This is a genomic window from Flavobacterium ranwuense, assembly GCF_004349315.1.
GTDB classification, from domain to species: Bacteria; Bacteroidota; Bacteroidia; order Flavobacteriales; family Flavobacteriaceae; genus Flavobacterium; species Flavobacterium ranwuense.
Genome location: NZ_SMLH01000013.1, coordinates 29,199 through 46,787, shown reverse-complemented (window position 1 = coordinate 46,787; position 17,589 = coordinate 29,199). Strand labels below are relative to the sequence as shown.

Here is a 17,589-nt window from a genome sequence, read left to right as displayed (position 1 = left end):
ATGTGCAAATTAATCCGAAATACCATGAAAAACCTTCTTATTATTACACTATTGATGTTTGGAATGAACCAAATTAATGCCCAAAATGTCATTTCAATCGAAGCAGACGGAAATCTAGAATCACCAAATCCTCTCGTTTGTGTTGATTTATCAGCAGTAACAAATGGAAATAATCCAGCTGATATATTAAACGGAATGAAAAAATGTATCGAAATAAAACAATACGAAAAAGCAGCAAAACTTTTTGCGATTGCAGGTGTTTACGGGAAATATGATACATTCAGAGTAAAAGACAAAAGTGCACATCAAGCATTGTTGGTTTTACAAATGAATATATTTGAGAATATTAGCGACAGCGAAAAAAACTCTTTAATGGAATATTTAGAAAAAGAACTTAAAGCAGGTTCGAGTAAATTAAATGAAACTTGTCAAGCAATACAAAAAGTTGGAGTTCCGAAATATTATCCAAAATATATGATCCAACATGGCATTCAAGCTTTTGTCGAAAAGGATGGAAATGGACTTATTGAGAAATTTGATAGTTTGGCATCTTGGAAGCTAGCATTGAAGGAGTATTTGCACTGCGGAGAATAATAATCTGCACATAACAGCGCATAAACCTCATGGCTGGTTTTTACTAGCTTCACGTTTTTCCTTTCGAAAAAACTTTATCTTAGCCGAAAGAACTCAATTCGTTTCGCCGCCACAAGGTCTATGCGCGAAACGTTTTTCGAGGAAAATGAAAAAAGAAAATATGAAAAAAATAATAATTTTGATATTAATATTTACAGTAACGATTGGAAATGCACAAGTAAAAAAACAAAAAGAAACTAGCAAACCTTTTGTGCTTGGAACAATCGAAGAAATTAACTCAAAAATATTATCTGAAAAAAGAATAGTAAATATTTATCTTCCAGAGGGCTACAATCAAAACGATACAATTAAATATCCAGTTACCTATTTACTTGATGGTTCGGCTGATGAAGATTTTATTCACGTTGTTGGACTTTTTCAGTTTAACAACTTTTCTTGGATAAATAGAGTTCCGAAATCAATTGTTGTTGGAGTTGCAAATATTGACAGGAAAAGAGATTTTACGTACCAAACTACAATTGAGGAAGATAAAAAAAGATATTTAACTTGTGGAAAATCCGCAAATTTCATTTCCTTTATTGAAACTGAATTGCAACCTTTTATTGAAAAGAAGTACAAAACCAACAATTCAAAAACTATAATTGGACAATCATTAGGTGGACTTTTAGCGACAGAAATATTACTAAAAAAACCAAACTTATTTAACAAATACATAATAATAAGTCCAAGTTTATGGTGGAATAATGGTTCTTTATTAAATGAAGAATCGGAAATATATCAAGAGAACTTTAAAGATAAAATTGATATTTATATTGGAGTTGGGAAAGAAGGACTTGCACCAAGTGAAATTCCTCATGTTATGGAAGTTGATGCAAATTTATTGTCCGAGAAATTGAAAAGCAAAAAAAGCAAAAATGTAAAAGTGAGCTTTGATTATTTGCCACAAGAAGACCACGCAACAATTACTCATCTAGCAATTTTTAATGCAATGAGAATTTTGTATCCAAAAACTGAAAAATAAAAAGAAAAAATATCGTCCAAGAACCGTTTTGCACAATGGAAAACTTAAATTACAATAATGAATTATCACTTTAGAAAAGCGGAACTATCTGAAATAGATCCAATATGGGAAATTTTACAACAAGCTATCCTACGAAGAAAAGAAGACGGCAGTACCCAATGGCAAGACGGTTATCCAAATCCAGAAGTCGTACAAAAAGATATTGAAAAAGGAGAAGGATTTGTTTTGGTCGCAGGAGAAACTATCATCGGTTATAGTGCGGTACTAATCAATGACGAACCTGCCTATGCTACTATTGAAGGAAAGTGGCTAACTAATGGTGATTTTGTAGTACTGCACCGAGTAGCCATTTCGGAGAAGTTTTTGGGTAAAGGTTTGGCTAAAATGATACTCAAACACATAGAAGAATTTGCGTTAAGCAACAACATTTACAGCATAAAAGCAGATACCAATTTTGACAACATCGCCATGATGAAAATTTTTGAAAGTTCGGGTTATACGTATTGTGGCGAAGTATATTTTAGAGGAAGCTCCAGAAAAGCATACGAGAAAGTCTTAGCGAAACACGACTAATTGAAATTATGAAAAGCTTAGGGTAAAATTAAAAAATCGCAAATTCGCAGATAAAAACAGTTAGCAACAGTTTCTATAATTTGCGAATTTGCGGTAATTTTTTTAAAATAACTTATATTAAACTACAGCTTCTTCTTCAGGAGCCGTTTCAAATTCCATGTGATCTACAATCTCTGCTACTGCTTCCGGTTTAGAACCTTTGAGTGCATTGAATCTTTCTAATTGTTCCAGTTCCCCTTCTTCCCCACTGAAATAAGGAAAAACATCCATAATAGGAGATTCTGAAATTGCTGGTATGGTGTAGTCTCCCATCGTACCTTTCATTACGCTGGTAGTGTTATCATAAGCCTCCTTTACATCATTGGCTTGCACTAATAAATACATATTGGTCTTGCGTTCTTTACCGCTTTCTTCGTCATACGCCAATAATGAAACTTTAGATCTAAACCAACGATCCGCATTTTCGAAAGGATGAATTTCAGCATAATTGGCCACTTTTATATTCGTGATTTTAAATTCTTCACTTATATACGCCGACATTTCTTCATTAATTCTGCTTTCGGCTTCCGTGTAGGATAACGCATCTACCAAGTACGGTTCTGTCGTAATCTTTTGTCCTCCAGTTTCATCCGTTTTTCTATATTTTACCTTGCATTCGTACCAAATTGTGCTCATCTCTTTATTTTTTTTAGGATGTCAAAGATAGATTTTAAAGAAAAAAAAATGCGCTATTCCTAAAATAGATATTCACAATTTCGGATGGAGATTAGTGTTGTTATAAACTTTATTCTAGTTTAATTTATAATGTTAAAATTATGTTAAACAAAAAACTAAACAGTTGTTTAAATTAAACACTTGTTTAGTTTTGTTTTTGAAAAAATTAAATTCCATTGAAAAGTAATTTTAACGACAAACAAATTCAAATTCTCGAAGTTGCAGAAACACTTTTTGCAGAAAAAGGATTTGATGGTACTTCCATTCGAAACATAGCAAAAGTGGCAAAAATCAATATTGCCATGGTTTCGTATTACTTTGGTTCCAAAGAACGATTACTGGAATCGCTTATTGTTTACAGAACTTCGGATCTTAAAAATCAATTAGAAAGTTTATTGCAGGAAGATCTGGAACCTATTGACAAAATCAATAAGCTAATTGAGCTGTACATCAATAGAATCAATAGCAACCGAGGTATTTATAGAATTTTACACTTCGAATTCACCTCCAAAAAGAGAGAACAAAATCTCCAGGCTTTTTCTGAATTAAAAAAAGGAAATTTAAAATCCCTTGAAACCATTATCGAGGAAGGTCAGAAAAAAGGCATTTTCAGAAAAGACGTTATTATTCCGCTTATCGCACCCACAATTCTGGGTACTTTCTTTCATTTTCATATGAATAAACCTTTCTTCGAAAATTTATTAAACTTGAAAACCGAAGATTTATACAACAATTACATCAAAACCAATTTGACAAAGCACATTCAACAAACTATAAAAGCACTTCTGATATATGAAAGTTAGTCAATTAATGCTCTTCGGGATTTTCTTTATCGGAATTTCATCAGTGGCAGCGCAAGAAAAAACAAGTTTAACTTTGAACGAAGCCATTAATTTGGCTTGGACCAAGAGCAATGAAGTTACTCTGGCCAATACAAAAGTGAAAACTAAAAAGTACGAACTGCAATCCTCAAAAAATAATCAATATCCTGATTTGAAACTTTCAGGTCAATACCAAAGATTGGCAAATGCATCGGTAGATTTTAAAATAAATCAAAATAATTCCGGTTCACAAAAACCACTTCCTATAGTAAATCAATTGATGATTGGACAGTTGAATGCCAGTGTTCCTGTATTCTCTGGTTTTAAAATCCAAAACAGCATCAAAGTGTATGAGAATCTTTATGAGGCTGAAATGGCAACAGCATCACAAACAAAAGAGGAAATCGCTTTGCGCGTAATTGATTATTATGCTGGATTATACAAAGCACAAAAAACAATTGAACTGCTGAAAGAAAATCAAAAAAGTGCACAACAACGTGTAAACGATTTTATTGAGTTAGAAAAAAATGGAATTATTCCTAAAAACGACCTTTTAAAATCACAATTACAAGCCTCGAAAATCCAATTATCATTAGACGAAACGAATAATAATTTAAAAATCATTAATTTTTATTTGGTTACGCTTTTAAAATTAAATCCAGACACTAAACTGGAGATTCGTGAAAGTGATTTTGCTGATTTTCAAATGACTAATATCCCAACAAATGAATTGCCGGCATTAGAAAATCGTAAAGATTTAGAAGCAATTCGATTTCAGGGAAAAGCAAGCGAAGCCAATATCAAAATAGCTAAAGGTTCGTATTATCCTGCAATTGCCATTATTGGCGGTTATACCGCATTAGACTTGAGCAATGTTATCACCGTACAAAATGCGATGAATATTGGCGTGGGTATTTCCTACGACTTGAGTGCCATTCTTAAAAATGGAACATTGGTAAAACTGGCTGAGAATAGATTTCTTGAAGTACAAAACTCTGAAGCCATACTGACAGATTATATAAAAGTTCAGGTTCAAAAAGCAATTGAAGATTATGATTTGGCTTTAAAGCAAAATGTAGTTTACGGACAAGCAGTAGAACAATCTTCGGAAAATTACCGAATCATAAAAGATAAATATGACAACGGACTCTCGGATACGAATGATTTACTGGAAGCTGATGTGGAGCAACTGAGTTCAAAAATCAATAAAGCATTGGCGCAAGCAAATACCATTCAAAAATACTACGAGTTACTATCGGTAACTGGTCAATTATCTCAAACCTTCAACATCCCGATAGCTATCGGGACAAAAAACTAATCATAACTACCATGGAAAAGAAAAAAACAAATACAAAATTTATTATTATCCTAGTGGCTTTGGTAGTTTTAGGTGGAACTTACGGAACTTATAAATACATGCATTCCTTGGCTCACGAAGAAACAGACGATGCACAAATTGAAAAAAACATGAATCCTATTATTCCAAGAGTTTCGGGTTATGTGGATAAAGTGTACATCAAAGACAATGATTTTGTAAAGAAAGGCGATACACTGTTTACTATCGATAAAAGAGATTACCAACTAAAAATTGAAGAAGCTAATGCTGCAATGGTTGGCGCTGAAGGCAGTTTTGAAGTTTCTAAAGCTGATATTGGAAGTGCTTTGGCCAGTATTTCTGTTTCTGATGCCAATGTACAATCAGCGGGCGGAAATATCGAATCGGCAAAAATCAGATTGGGTCGTATTACGAGTGATTACAACAGATATAACAATTTGTACAAAAGCCATTCGATTACAAAACAACAATACGAGCAAGCTTTGGCTGCAAAACTTGAAGCAGAAAGTCAAGTACGCGTTTTACAACAACAACAGAGAGCAACTGCTTTTCAAAAATCGGTAATTGTAGCTAAATCTAAAGTTTCGGACAAACAAACTGAAGTGGCTGCTGCCAATATCAAAAGAGCCAAAGCATTACTTGATGCGGCAAAATTAAATTTGACTTATACTGCTGTAACTGCTGCGATTGACGGTCAGGTTTCAAAAATTGACATTCAACCGGGACAATTAGTGCAACCGGGACAATCGTTATTTTATATTATCAATAACAAAGAAGCTTGGGTAATTGCTAATTTCAAAGAAACGCAGTTGAACAAAATGGTAATTGGTCAAAAAGTTACCGTAAAAGTGGATGCGTATCCCGGATATGATTTTCAAGGTGCAATCACGTCGTTTTCACCCGCTACAGGATCTCGTTTTTCACTACTTCCTCCTGATAACGCTACAGGAAACTTTGTGAAAACAATCCAAAGACTACCCGTTAAAATAAGCTTGAACACGTCAAATGATCCTGAAAAAATAAAATTACTTCGCCCGGGAATGAATGTGGATGTAGATGTACATTTAAAATAAATCAATTTTTGGGTGATTTCTAAAATGTCAAAAACGGTAATACTTTTAAGAAAATGATAGTTTACACTTTAGTATAAAATGGTACAAACAGGAGAAGATGATTTAGTAGAATATGGCTTTAGAAGAGTCATAATTACCATTACAGCCGTTCTTTGTGCTATGCTTGAAATTGTAGATACTACAATTGTAAATGTGGCATTAAACAATATGCGGGGCAGCCTTGGCGCATCACTTACTGATGTGGCTTGGGTTATAACAGCTTATGCTATTGCAAACGTGATTGTAATTCCTATGACCAGTTGGTTGTCACAACAATTTGGGCGTCGGAATTATTTTGCAGTTTCCATTATTATATTCACAGTTGCTTCCTTTTTATGTGGTAATGCCAATAATATTTGGGAATTAGTTACTTTTAGATTCATTCAAGGATTGGGCGGTGGTGCTTTATTAGTAACTGCTCAAACCATAATTACCGAGAGTTATCCAGTTGCCAAAAGAGGAATGGCACAAGCTATTTACGGAATGGGAGTTATTGTTGGCCCAACTCTTGGACCGCCTTTGGGAGGGTATATTGTAGACCATTTTTCATGGCCGTATATCTTTTACATCAATATTCCTATTGGAATTATAGCTACTTTACTGACGCTCTCTTTTGTAAAAAGCCCTAAATATGGTGACAAACTAAAAGCCAGCCAGGTCGATTGGTGGGGAATCTTTCTTTTAACCGCTTTTGTTGGCTCCTTACAATATGTTCTGGAACACGGTCAGCAAGACGATTGGTTCAATAATAATACGATTGTATTGTTATCTGTTATTTCTGTTTTTGGTTTATTGTTCTTTATTTGGAGAGAACTCACCTATAAACATCCCATCGTAAATTTAAGAGTTTTAAAAGACACTAATTTAAGAATAGGAACCATCATGTGTTTTATTCTTGGTTTCGGATTGTATGGTTCTACCTTTATCATCCCTATTTACACACAATCCGTTTTGGGTTGGAGTGCTATGGATGCCGGTTTGCTATTAATTCCAAGTTCGATAACTACTGGAATTATGATGCCATTCATAGGTAAAATGATTCAACGTGGCGTACCGCAAGCGTATATGGTGGCTGCCGGATTTTTATTGTTTTTCTTTTTTACGTATTGGATGCAACAAGTTATTACCCCAGATTCTGGAGAAGAACACCTATACTGGCCATTGATATTAAGAGGAATTGGACTGGGATTGTTATTTGTTCCTATTTCTACACTTTCTCTCTCTACCTTAAAAGGGAAAAGTATTGGAGAAGGAGCCGCTTTTACGGGAATGATGCGACAATTGGGAGGTTCTTTTGGTATTGCCATTATCACTACTTTTATTGCTCGATTCAATCAGGAACACCGTGTAAACCTTATTTCGCATCTTAATGTGACTTCGTTTGAAGTGCAAAAAACAGTGCAACAACTGAAAATGGGATTCATGTCCAAAGGCTATTCTGAAAATGAAGCTTTGGCAAAAGCCTACAAAGCCATTGAATACAAAGTAATGGTGCAAAGTTCCGTACTCTCTTATATGGACATTTTTTTATACTTAGGCGCGTTATTTTTATTTTGTATTCCTTTTATACTTTTGATAAAGAAAGGAAAAAACAAAATAAACCCTGCCGATGCAATGCATTAACATTAAATCCAAACATAAAAAAAACGCCGTAATCATCATGAAAACGGCGTTTTTTATGTTTACTCAAAAAGATATTAGCGGGTAAAAACCAAATGATTTCCTTCCGATAAATTAGCGTCAAATTGATAGCCATCGTAATTGAACCCTTTTAAATCCTCTATCGTTTGAGCGTTTGTATCAATAATATAACGCACCATCATTCCTCTGGCTTTCTTGGCAAAAAAACTGATTATTTTTAGTTTTCCATTTTTGTAATCTTTGAATTCAGGAGTAATTACAGGAACTTTCAACGCCTTAACATCAATTGCCGAGAAATATTCATTGCTCGCTAAATTGACAAACAACTCGCCTTTTTCAAGCTCTTTATTTAAAGCTTTTGTAACCGTTGGTTTCCAAAATTCATATAAGTTTTTGCTTTCGCCAATGGGTAATTTGGTTCCCATTTCCAGTCGGTATGCTTGAATCAAGTCCAATGGTTTTAGTAAACCATACAAACCGGATAATATTCTCAAACGGTCTTGCAAAGCCTCTATTTTTTTTTCTGGAATCGAATAGGCGTCTAATCCAATGTACACATCTCCATCAAAAGTATACACTGCCGGGCGTGCATTTGAAGTCGTAAAAGGGGTCTTCCAATCTTGATTTCGCTTCCAGTTCAAATCAGCCAATTTATCCGAAATACTCATTAAATCCGATAAATCAGCAGGTTTTTTTTCTTTTAAAACTTTATGAACTTGTCGCGATTCTTTTAAAAATAAAGGTTCGGTGTAAAGCTTAGTGGGTAACTCTTTTTCAAAATTTAAAGACTTGGCTGGCGATATTACAATTTTCATACACAATACTCTTTCGAGCTCTTTTTATTAATTCTTTCAAAAGTACTAATTGAAATCAAGAAATCAAGAATCTTTAAATTGATTTGTTTAATAGTGTAATAGATAATGAAAATTGTACGCCAATTTAATTATTTTTGAATCGCAAATAAACCAAACTACCCTTCATTAATTATGAACCCAATTGAAATTAGAAAAGCAACGCTATCAGATTTGGAAACAATCCAAAAGATAAGTGTCCAAACTTTTAAAGAGACTTTTGCCGCTGTAAATACACCCGAAAACATTGCTAATTATGTAAAAGACAGCTTCAATACAGAACAGTTGACAACTGAATTGAACAATGCCAATTCTCAGTTTTATGTAGCGTATTCGAATGCAGAAGCTGTTGGTTATCTGAAAATAAACTTCGGTGATGCCCAAACCGAAACCATTAATGAGAATGCTTTAGAAGTGCATCGAATTTATGTTGTACAAACTTTTCATGGAAAAAACATTGGGCAGTTGTTGCTTGACGAAGTAAAAAAGATTGCACATCATACTGGCGTTAATTACATTTGGCTTGGTGTCTGGGAAGAAAATCACAGAGCGCTCCGATTTTACACTAAAAATGGATTTGTTGTATTTGACAAACACGTTTTTACGTTAGGAAATGACGAACAAACCGATTTATTAATGCAACTTTTAATCAAATAATACATGACCAATACCATATCCTCCGAAACAGAAAAGCCAGTCCGAATTCTAAATGCTGCCGTAATTGTGGCTGCACTGGGTTATTTTGTTGATATTTATGATTTATTGCTTTTTGGAATTGTCCGTACCGATAGTCTAAAAGATTTAGGAATAACCGGTGATGCTATCAGGAATCAGGGAGAATTTTTGATTAGTATGCAAATGTTCGGGATGCTTTTTGGCGGTATTCTTTGGGGAATATTAGGTGATAAAAAAGGACGTATTTCTGTTTTATTTGGTTCTATCTTGATTTATTCTGTGGCCAATATTGCTAACGGAATGGTAACTACCGTTGATGGATACGCGTTCTGGAGATTGATAGCGGGAATTGGTCTTGCAGGAGAATTAGGCGCCGGAATTACTTTGGTAACCGAAAGTTTACCCAAAGAAAAACGAGGCTACGGAACGATGATTGTAGCATCTGTAGGTGTTTCGGGTGCTGTGGTTGCTTATTTAGTCTATCAGGTTTTTCAGGATTGGCGTTTGTGTTATTACGCTGGTGGCGTTTTAGGACTTCTTTTATTGTTTTTACGAATCAGTATTTCTGAATCAGGTATGTTCAAAAAAGTACAAGAAAGCGAAGAAAAGAAAGGCGATTTTCTTTCTTTATTTACCAATAAAAAACGCTTTTCAAAATACATACAATGCATTCTTATCGGAATTCCGTTGTGGTTTTTGGTAGGCGTATTAATAACTTTCTCTCCTGAATTTGCCAAAGCATTAGATGTTCAGGGTTTTGAAACGATTGCTGCAGGAAAAGCCATTGCTTGGTGTTACGGCGGATTGGTTTTTGGAGATATCGCCAGCGGATTGTTAAGTCAGTGGCTGAAAAGTCGAAAAAAAGTGATGTACTTGTTTCTGACGTTTAATCTGATCATGGTTTTTATGTTCCTAAATGCATTTGGGATTTCGGCATCCACTTTTTATACACTTTGTTTTATTATGGGCTTCTCTGTAGGCTATTGGGTATTGTTTGTCACTATTGCAGCGGAACAATTTGGAACCAATATTCGTGCAACCGTGACTACGACGGTTCCAAATTTTGTTCGGGGTTCGCTGCCGCTAATTATTATCATTTATGGCTTTTTCAGAGACACTATTTTTGATGGAGACATCTTGAAATCGGCCATGATTGTTGGAACACTATTATCGGTAATTTCAATTTTGGCACTTTGGAAATTAAAAGAAACCTTCCATACGGATTTAAATTATTCCGAAAACGAAACGCAACCTTTCCTATAGCTTTCTTATTTAAAATCTAAAATGAAATGGAATACATCATCATTTGTCTCGCTGCATTAATAGGTTCCGGTTTGACATTATTTTCTGGATTTGGTCTTGGAACGCTTCTTGTTCCTGTCTTTGGGCTATTTTTCCCAATCGAAATGGCTATTTTACTTACTGCCATCGTTCATTTTCTAAACAATCTTTTTAAATTATTTTTATTAGGTAAAAGCGCTAATCTAAATGTTGTTTTACGCTTTGGGATTCCAGCAATTATTTTTGCATTTCTTGGCGCTTATGTACTTTCCTTATTGACAGATATGCAACCACTAACGGATTATCAAATAGGAAATCACACTTTTGAAATTATGCCAATAAAACTGATTATTGGAATTGTGCTGCTGTTTTTCTCTTTATTTGAAGTTATTCCTAGTTTGACCAACTTACAATTTGACAAGAAATACCTTCCTGTAGGAGGAATTTTGAGTGGTTTTTTTGGTGGTCTTTCCGGAAATCAAGGCGCTTTAAGAGCCGCATTTTTGATAAGAGCTAATTTATCCAAACAATCTTTCATTGCAACCGGTGTGGTAATTGCTTGTTTAGTGGACATTTCCAGACTAACTGTTTATTCCAAACAAATACTGAATAATCAAAGTCAATTTGATTACACTTTACTGACTCTAGCCACACTTTCGGCATTTATTGGAGCTTATTTTGGCAATAAATTATTAAAAAAAGTCACCATAACAACCATTCAAAATATAGTGACTTTTATGCTTATCCTATTTGCTGTTCTATTGATAATTGGAATAATTTAAATTTAAAAAAAACGTAAATTCAGTTAGAACTGGAACTGATTAATTCTTTTGTGAAAGACTAATAGAGTGTGATTTTTAATACCACCTTAATATTTCAAATGAATTAAAAAAATCGAATCTACCCGATAATTTTGATAGCATTTATACTATATTTTATGAATTACTGAGATTTTATGATTTGTATTATTGTCTTATTTTAAGCTAATTTTTAAAAATTTTTCTAAAACAAGTCTTTTATAAATCCGTTAAATCTACTACATTTACCTCGAAATAAGTTAGAATTAACCTGTTTAAAATTACTTATAACTGTTGGCGTTAGAACAAAACTAACCAAAAAAGTAGCATATTTTAGAATACTTTCACTTCGATAAAAATTTAAAAACATGAAATTAATTTATACTTTCCTTTTAATAACGGTACTAAATAGTGCTTATTCCCAAGCTCCAAATGACTATTTTGAAAAAATCAGAAACAATGAAGCGGAATTAACCGCTTTCTTTTCACAGATGCCAAAAGGCGGCGATTTACACCACCACTATTCCGGTTCTATTTATGCCGAGCCATTATTACAACGCGCCATTACTGATGATTTTTATCTCAATACCGAAACGATGGATGTTTTAAAAGAAAAACCATCAACCGGAAACTGGGAACAATTTTCGACATTAAAAAGTAACGAAACATTAGACGTTTACAAACAAAAAATCATGCAAAAATGGTCTGTAAAAGACTATAATCATGTGGATTACCCATCAGATAAATTGTTTTTTGAATCCTTTATGAAGTTTGAACCGGCTATCAAAGGGAATTTTGGACAAGGTTTATTGGAACTAAAAAACAGAGCAATTTCAGAAAATGTCAGTTATATTGAAACGCAATTATCTACAATTCCTACTGCAATGAATACGGATGATTTGACGAAATTCAATTCCATATTGCGAAAATTGGCTTTGGCAAAAGACGAAAAAGCGATTCTAAAATCATTGGATTCTGTTTACAATTCATTACTGAAAAAAGATGCTGAATCCTACGCCAAAGAATTCAACACCAATTTTGTAGCAAAGCTTCACAAGGACCTTAAAATTGATGACAAACAATTTACGATGCGGTATCAAAATTTTGTATTGCGTTTCATGGAACCTGTAGATTTATTTAAAAATCTGGTAATTGCATTCATTTCGGCTGACGGAAGTCCGCTTATGGCGGGAGTTAACATTGTTTCTCCGGAAGATGGTGAAACCTCGATGAAAGATTATTGGTTGCACATGGTGATGTTTAAATACTGCCATTCCCGTTATCCAAATGTAAAATACACGATGCATGCCGGCGAGCTGACACTTGGTTTAGTACAACCGGAAGAACTAACCTGGCATATTGGCGCAGCCATTTATACCGCTGGAGCCAACCGTATCGGTCACGGAGTAGATATGGCATACGAGAAAGATTCGTATGATTTATTGCGCTACATGGCTAAGAAAACAATTCCAATCGAAATCAACTTAGTGAGTAACGAATTCATTTTGAAAGTAAAAGAAAACCGTCATCCATTGACATTGTATAAAGATTTTGACGTTCCAATAGTAATCAGCACGGACGATGCAGGGATTTTACGCACCAATATGACCGAACAATATGTTTTGTTAGCAAAAAGATACAAAGACGTTTCCTATTCAGATATCAAGCGATTTGTTTACAACAGCATCAATTACAGTTTTATAAAAGAAGCTTCCGTAAAAAAGCAATTGCTCAAAGATTTAGACTCCAGATTTAAGACTTTTGAAGCTAATTTTCCAATGAAATAAGCCATTTATAAAGATAAAAAGGAACTCTTACTATTTTTTTTCAAAAAAAATAAAAAAATTAAAGTCCCTAATTGGGACTTTTTTTATGCTTTTGATTGTTTTATTTAAAGGTATTTTTTACTTTTTAAATTATTATTTTTATTATATTTGAGTCACCTACTTGATTTGTAAATAACTACACACAAACCATTTGCGAATAGCATTTCTTTATTTTAATTGTTTACAAAGATGAATAAATTATTGAAAAATGAGTAGATCTTTAATCTGGTATTTCCGAAGACATCCGTTACTATACAAAATACGGTTTAGGTTACTTTCTAAAAAGGCCACTTTTGATAGGATTGAAAGTTTTTGTTACAATAACTTGAATAAGACTATAGATATACCCGAAATTTATTTTGAACTAAATCCATTGATTTTCACAAAAAAAGAAGCTGTAATAAGCGATCTTGATAAAGCGACGCAGATAGCCGTTTGGTTGAGAAACTTTATAAAAGGAGGCCCTGGATTAGGTAAATCCTCAGATGTAACCTTAAGAAAAATGATAAGCGGCGAAGGTGGCGTTTGCAGCGATTTTTCTCAGGTCTATAATAATTTCTGTGTCATAAACGATTTAAAAGTAAAAGAATGGGGATTGAAAATAGTATCAAATGATCCGAGCATTAAAGGCGGACATGCTTTTAACGAAATCTATTCCAAGGAATTAAAAAAATGGATTTTAATTGATGTTTCTAAATCAATTTTTTTTTATTCCACAAATCAAACAGTTCCCTTATCGGTCTTTGATTTTATCCAATTAAAAAAGGAAAACCAAGAAATCTGTTTTTCCAGTTTTAACGAAAAAAATAGGATGGATAATAAAAGGATAAGCGATTTATATATCACTTCTAATTCCTCTCCCTTTGTGATTACAAATTATCACAACAAAACCTATGACTCCTATTTAAATACACTAAAATTCCTGCCAGGACCTTTCACTCATGGATTACTGATACTTATTAGGAAAAGCTATTTTTTTGAATTTCCAGTTCATTAATCAATTTATCGCATCTTCTATTCCAAGTTATAGCAATAAAAAATCCGCTCGAAATCGGATTCATTACTGCAATAGAATACTGAAATTTTAGTGTTTTGGATTTAATATCATGTCGATTCTTTTAATCACATCTTCATAATGATATTTTGTTTCTGCATTTACAGCTCTAGTTTTAGCGACTGATAAAGTAGATTTTAAAGTGGTCAATTCGCCTCTAACCAATCCTCTCACATCCGATTGCGCCACATTATAATAGTCAGCAGGACGACCTGATTTAATTTCTTCTTTCATCAGATAACTCATTCTTTCTATATAAGCGCGTTGTAAATTTCTTCTGTAAATAGTCACATTCGAACCTAAACCGGCTTCTTTCCAAATTCCTCTGCGCATGTCAACCAGTAAATCCAAGGCTTTATAATTAGCCGTACCCATTATTTCTGCATCCATCAATCGGCCAATACGCTCAAAACTCATTACACTATTCAAATGTCGGGCTTGCAAATTTCTAAAACGCTCCGTATACCCGGAGTAATCAATGTTTTTCAATGTGCTCACATTCACCAACCACGTTGGAGAAGCAAAAGCATTGGCTTGCAACCATTGCATCGCTTCTTGTTGCTTTGCTTTTGGTACAATATCATAAATGCTACCTTTTTGGTTTGGCTTTTTGGTAGCTTCATAAACACCTCCAACATTCGTTACCACATGCCCTACATACCTGCTCCAAACATCCATCATCTCTTTGTACAATTCATCTAAATCCTCGTAATTATTAGTCACATCACTCGTCCATTCTGATAAATGTGCCGCTACATATTGCAAATTTTTAAGTCCGTAAGAACCTGCTTTCATTGAATTATTACCAATATCTTCCGTTTGTGAAGACGGGTCAAAACTACTGCTTTGTTTCCCAAATTTATAAATAGGATTTTCGGCTTTTTCCATAATCCATTTATCTAATGTTGGCACTTCAACTTCTGATGAAGTCGCATTTGGAATAACTCTGTACCCCCAATTAGTGGCATAATGATCGTAAGGTCCCATTTGGCGTATGAAACGAACGTTTTTATCTCCGGGTTGTGCGATGTAATTGAAACGGGCATAATCCATCAAACTGGCTGCGATTCCGTTTTTCTGTGTAAAATCACCATTTCTGTAATTTTCGGTGTCATAAGCGCAACTTGCACCCATATTATGAGGAAAACCAAGAGCATGCCCCACTTCATGAGCGATAACCATACGCATCATTTCTCCCATTTCTTCATCACTTGTATTCAATGTTCTTGCTGTTGGATTTGCAGCTCCCGTTTCTAACAAATAGCGATTTCTGTACGAACGCAAATGGTTGTGGTACCAAATCACATCACTCTCGATAATTTCTCCTGTTCTGGGATCAGAAACGCTGGGTCCAACGGCATTACGTGTCGTGCTCGCCACATAACGAATTACGGAATAACGAATGTCTTCCGGGCTGAAATCAGGATCTTGTTCTTTCGTTGGTGCGTCTTTGGCAATAATAGCATTTTTAAAACCAGCCGTTTCAAAAGGCTTTTGCCAATCTTCAATTCCTTGTTTAATGTACTTGCGCAATTTTTCAGGCGTGGCAGGATCTAAATAATACACAATAGGTTTTATCGGTTCTACCAGTTCACCTTTTGCGTAAGCAACAGGATCTTTAGGTTCCAATCTCCAACGTTGGATATACGTTTTACTGTCAGATTTTAATTCATTGCTCCCGTAATCGATTTGATTCATCGTAAACCATCCCACGCGCGGATCAGCTAATCGGGGTTGCATTGGTTTTTCAGGCAATAAAATCATCGACTGATTCATTTGGATGCTTATCGTTTCTGAATCTTCCTGAACGGGCGGTTTAGAAGCGTTGTAGGTGAAATCCTGAATCACTTCAATGTTCATCGGGAAACTTTTCATCGTATTGATAAAACTGCGGGAATCATCCATTCCTTTTACTTTATAGGTTTCTCTCATTTCTGCCGATAAACCGCTGATCGCTTTCACGTCAGTGCCATAAAATTTAGTTACATCAATCACCGTATTTGCGGAATCTTTGCTGAAGGCTACGATATCAAAAGCAAATAATGTAGGCTCATAATTATTGGATTTCACCGAAATGCTGATAGGCAAACTGTCATTGGCAACAGCACTGAATGATTTTATCTTGATAAGGATTTTATCCTGAAAACGCTGCCAAACAATCAATTGCTCATTGGTTTCGGAACCTGCGTTTACGTATCCGCCTCCTAAATTAGAAGGCAGTTTAGACAAACGGCTCACCAAAAGCATGTCTTTATCCAAGTATTTATTGGGGATTTCGAAGAAATATTTTTTATCAACTTTGTGTACCGTAAACAATCCTTCGTCAGAAACAGCGTCTTTAGTAATTACCTTGCTGTATTCCTTGATAGTGGGTTCCGGTTTCTTTTCAGGAGGAGGAACTACAGCGGCATTTTTATCTTTTTTCTTTTTGGACTGTGCAAATTGGGCGGTGGGCACCAGCATCGCTGCAGCGATTGCAGTTAAAATGAAAAGTTTCTTCATTTATTGGTTTTTTAATGGTTAATCAATATCAAAAATAAATTTTAGTGCCAGCAAATTGAATAGTATTCATTGGTTTAACTTTTAATTAACAACTGTTCTGTTTCTTGCTGTACATTTCATACTGGAATCAGTAGCAATGTTTTTATAAAATGATTTTTTGCTTGATTTTACAGGATGAATTTAGTTTTAAGAAATAGCAAGCTATTCTGTACGAATAATTTTATTATATTTGAGAGATGAATACTGACGTTTGTCAGACATAGCAGCCCACTTTTGGGTGGATAAGTCGGATGCTGTCAGACGTATAAATAAGTTAGCAGAAATTTTGAGACGTAACAACACTGATTTTAAACATGGAAGATTTTTACACGAACCACCAAGGATTATTAGAATTTATAGGATTGATTTTAGGTATTTTTGCTATTTATATTTCTATAATCCAACCAATTTTAAGCTTTACAAAAGCTCAAAAGAAAGCTAACAAGGACAAGAGATTTGAAACATACCACAATTTAATTGATCATTTCGCGGGTGCAAACGGAGGAACAAAATTAGATCGCCAAATTGCAATCGCATTTGAATTGAGAAGATTTCCTGAATATCATCCTGTTACAAAAAGAATATTAAAAGACTGGATTAATAAACATGATGAATCTACGGAATCTGTTATCAAAAGACTAGTAAAAGAAATGCAGTTAACCGTTAATTATATCGAAGCTTCATATTTTGAAAGACGATTTAATTTTCGAAAAAAATAAAAAACTTCTGCTAACAGCGGTTTGCCTCAATGG

16 protein-coding genes are annotated in these 17,589 nt (G+C 34.3%); 13 read left to right on the top strand and 3 right to left on the bottom strand.

The features are described 5' to 3' along the window. The 3 genes from E0I61_RS15925 to E0I61_RS15915 all read left to right on the top strand — a co-directional run. A partial coding sequence (locus tag E0I61_RS15925) for a hypothetical protein (protein ID WP_205728765.1) occupies positions 1-594 on the top strand: 594 nt, incomplete at its 5' end. 145 nt (positions 595-739) lie between these two features. Further along, positions 740-1,615 (top strand): alpha/beta hydrolase, encoded by an 876-nt coding sequence (locus E0I61_RS15920; protein ID WP_235832144.1) that lies wholly within the window; start codon positions 740-742, stop codon positions 1,613-1,615. Positions 1,616-1,672: 57 nt separating this feature from the next. After that, positions 1,673-2,188, top strand: a complete 516-nt coding sequence (locus E0I61_RS15915; protein WP_132072628.1) for a GNAT family N-acetyltransferase — start codon at positions 1,673-1,675, stop codon at positions 2,186-2,188. 117 nt (positions 2,189-2,305) lie between these two features. Here the strand turns inward: E0I61_RS15915 and E0I61_RS15910 are convergent, their stop codons facing one another. Continuing rightward, positions 2,306-2,863, bottom strand: a complete 558-nt coding sequence (locus E0I61_RS15910; protein ID WP_132072627.1) for a DUF4494 domain-containing protein — start codon at positions 2,861-2,863, stop codon at positions 2,306-2,308. A 215-nt stretch (positions 2,864-3,078) separates the two neighbouring features. Here E0I61_RS15910 and E0I61_RS15905 point away from each other — a divergent pair, with 215 nt between their 5' ends. The 4 genes from E0I61_RS15905 to E0I61_RS15890 all read left to right on the top strand — a co-directional run bounded on the left by E0I61_RS15905 (position 3,079) and on the right by E0I61_RS15890 (position 7,794). Further along, positions 3,079-3,705, top strand: coding sequence for a TetR/AcrR family transcriptional regulator (locus E0I61_RS15905; RefSeq protein WP_394346074.1), 627 nt, complete (start codon positions 3,079-3,081; stop codon positions 3,703-3,705). Beyond that, positions 3,695-5,041, top strand: a complete 1,347-nt coding sequence (locus E0I61_RS15900) for a TolC family protein (RefSeq protein ID WP_132072625.1) — start codon at positions 3,695-3,697, stop codon at positions 5,039-5,041. The genes E0I61_RS15905 and E0I61_RS15900 overlap by 11 nt, the downstream gene beginning before the upstream one ends. 11 nt (positions 5,042-5,052) lie before the next feature. Then, positions 5,053-6,132 (top strand): HlyD family secretion protein, encoded by a 1,080-nt coding sequence (locus E0I61_RS15895; protein WP_131996736.1) that lies wholly within the window; start codon positions 5,053-5,055, stop codon positions 6,130-6,132. 78 nt (positions 6,133-6,210) lie between these two features. Further along, a complete protein-coding gene (locus E0I61_RS15890; RefSeq protein WP_132072624.1) occupies positions 6,211-7,794 on the top strand; it encodes a DHA2 family efflux MFS transporter permease subunit in 1,584 nt (527 codons plus the stop codon). A 74-nt stretch (positions 7,795-7,868) separates the two neighbouring features. On the opposite strand, the gene yaaA is transcribed toward E0I61_RS15890, so the two are convergent. After that, positions 7,869-8,627, bottom strand: coding sequence for a peroxide stress protein YaaA (gene yaaA / locus E0I61_RS15885; protein WP_132072623.1), 759 nt, complete (start codon positions 8,625-8,627; stop codon positions 7,869-7,871). A 171-nt stretch (positions 8,628-8,798) separates the two neighbouring features. Here yaaA and E0I61_RS15880 point away from each other — a divergent pair, with 171 nt between their 5' ends. The 5 genes from E0I61_RS15880 to E0I61_RS15860 all read left to right on the top strand — a co-directional run bounded on the left by E0I61_RS15880 (position 8,799) and on the right by E0I61_RS15860 (position 14,239). Beyond that, entirely contained in the window at positions 8,799-9,320 is a 522-nt protein-coding gene (locus tag E0I61_RS15880; RefSeq protein ID WP_131996727.1) for a GNAT family N-acetyltransferase, read from the top strand. Positions 9,321-9,323: 3 nt separating this feature from the next. Continuing rightward, entirely contained in the window at positions 9,324-10,601 is a 1,278-nt protein-coding gene (locus E0I61_RS15875; RefSeq protein ID WP_132072622.1) for an MFS transporter, read from the top strand. 26 nt (positions 10,602-10,627) lie between these two features. Then, complete coding sequence (locus tag E0I61_RS15870; RefSeq protein WP_132072621.1) at positions 10,628-11,401, top strand: sulfite exporter TauE/SafE family protein; 774 nt, start codon at positions 10,628-10,630, stop codon at positions 11,399-11,401. Between the two features lie 383 nt (positions 11,402-11,784). Continuing rightward, positions 11,785-13,203: an amidohydrolase family protein gene (locus E0I61_RS15865; protein ID WP_132072620.1), complete on the top strand. Its 1,419-nt coding sequence runs from the start codon at positions 11,785-11,787 to the stop codon at positions 13,201-13,203. A gap of 247 nt (positions 13,204-13,450) precedes the next feature. Beyond that, positions 13,451-14,239, top strand: a complete 789-nt coding sequence (locus E0I61_RS15860; RefSeq protein ID WP_132072619.1) for a hypothetical protein — start codon at positions 13,451-13,453, stop codon at positions 14,237-14,239. An 87-nt stretch (positions 14,240-14,326) separates the two neighbouring features. Here the strand turns inward: E0I61_RS15860 and E0I61_RS15855 are convergent, their stop codons facing one another. Continuing rightward, a complete protein-coding gene (locus tag E0I61_RS15855) occupies positions 14,327-16,798 on the bottom strand; it encodes a zinc-dependent metalloprotease (RefSeq protein WP_132072618.1) in 2,472 nt (823 codons plus the stop codon). A gap of 353 nt (positions 16,799-17,151) precedes the next feature. On the opposite strand from E0I61_RS15855, the gene E0I61_RS15850 reads away from it, so the two are divergent. Beyond that, positions 17,152-17,556 carry a hypothetical protein gene (locus E0I61_RS15850; protein WP_132072617.1) on the top strand — a complete coding sequence of 135 codons (405 nt, stop codon included), beginning with the start codon at positions 17,152-17,154 and terminating at the stop codon, positions 17,554-17,556. Positions 17,557-17,589: the final 33 nt, after the last annotated feature.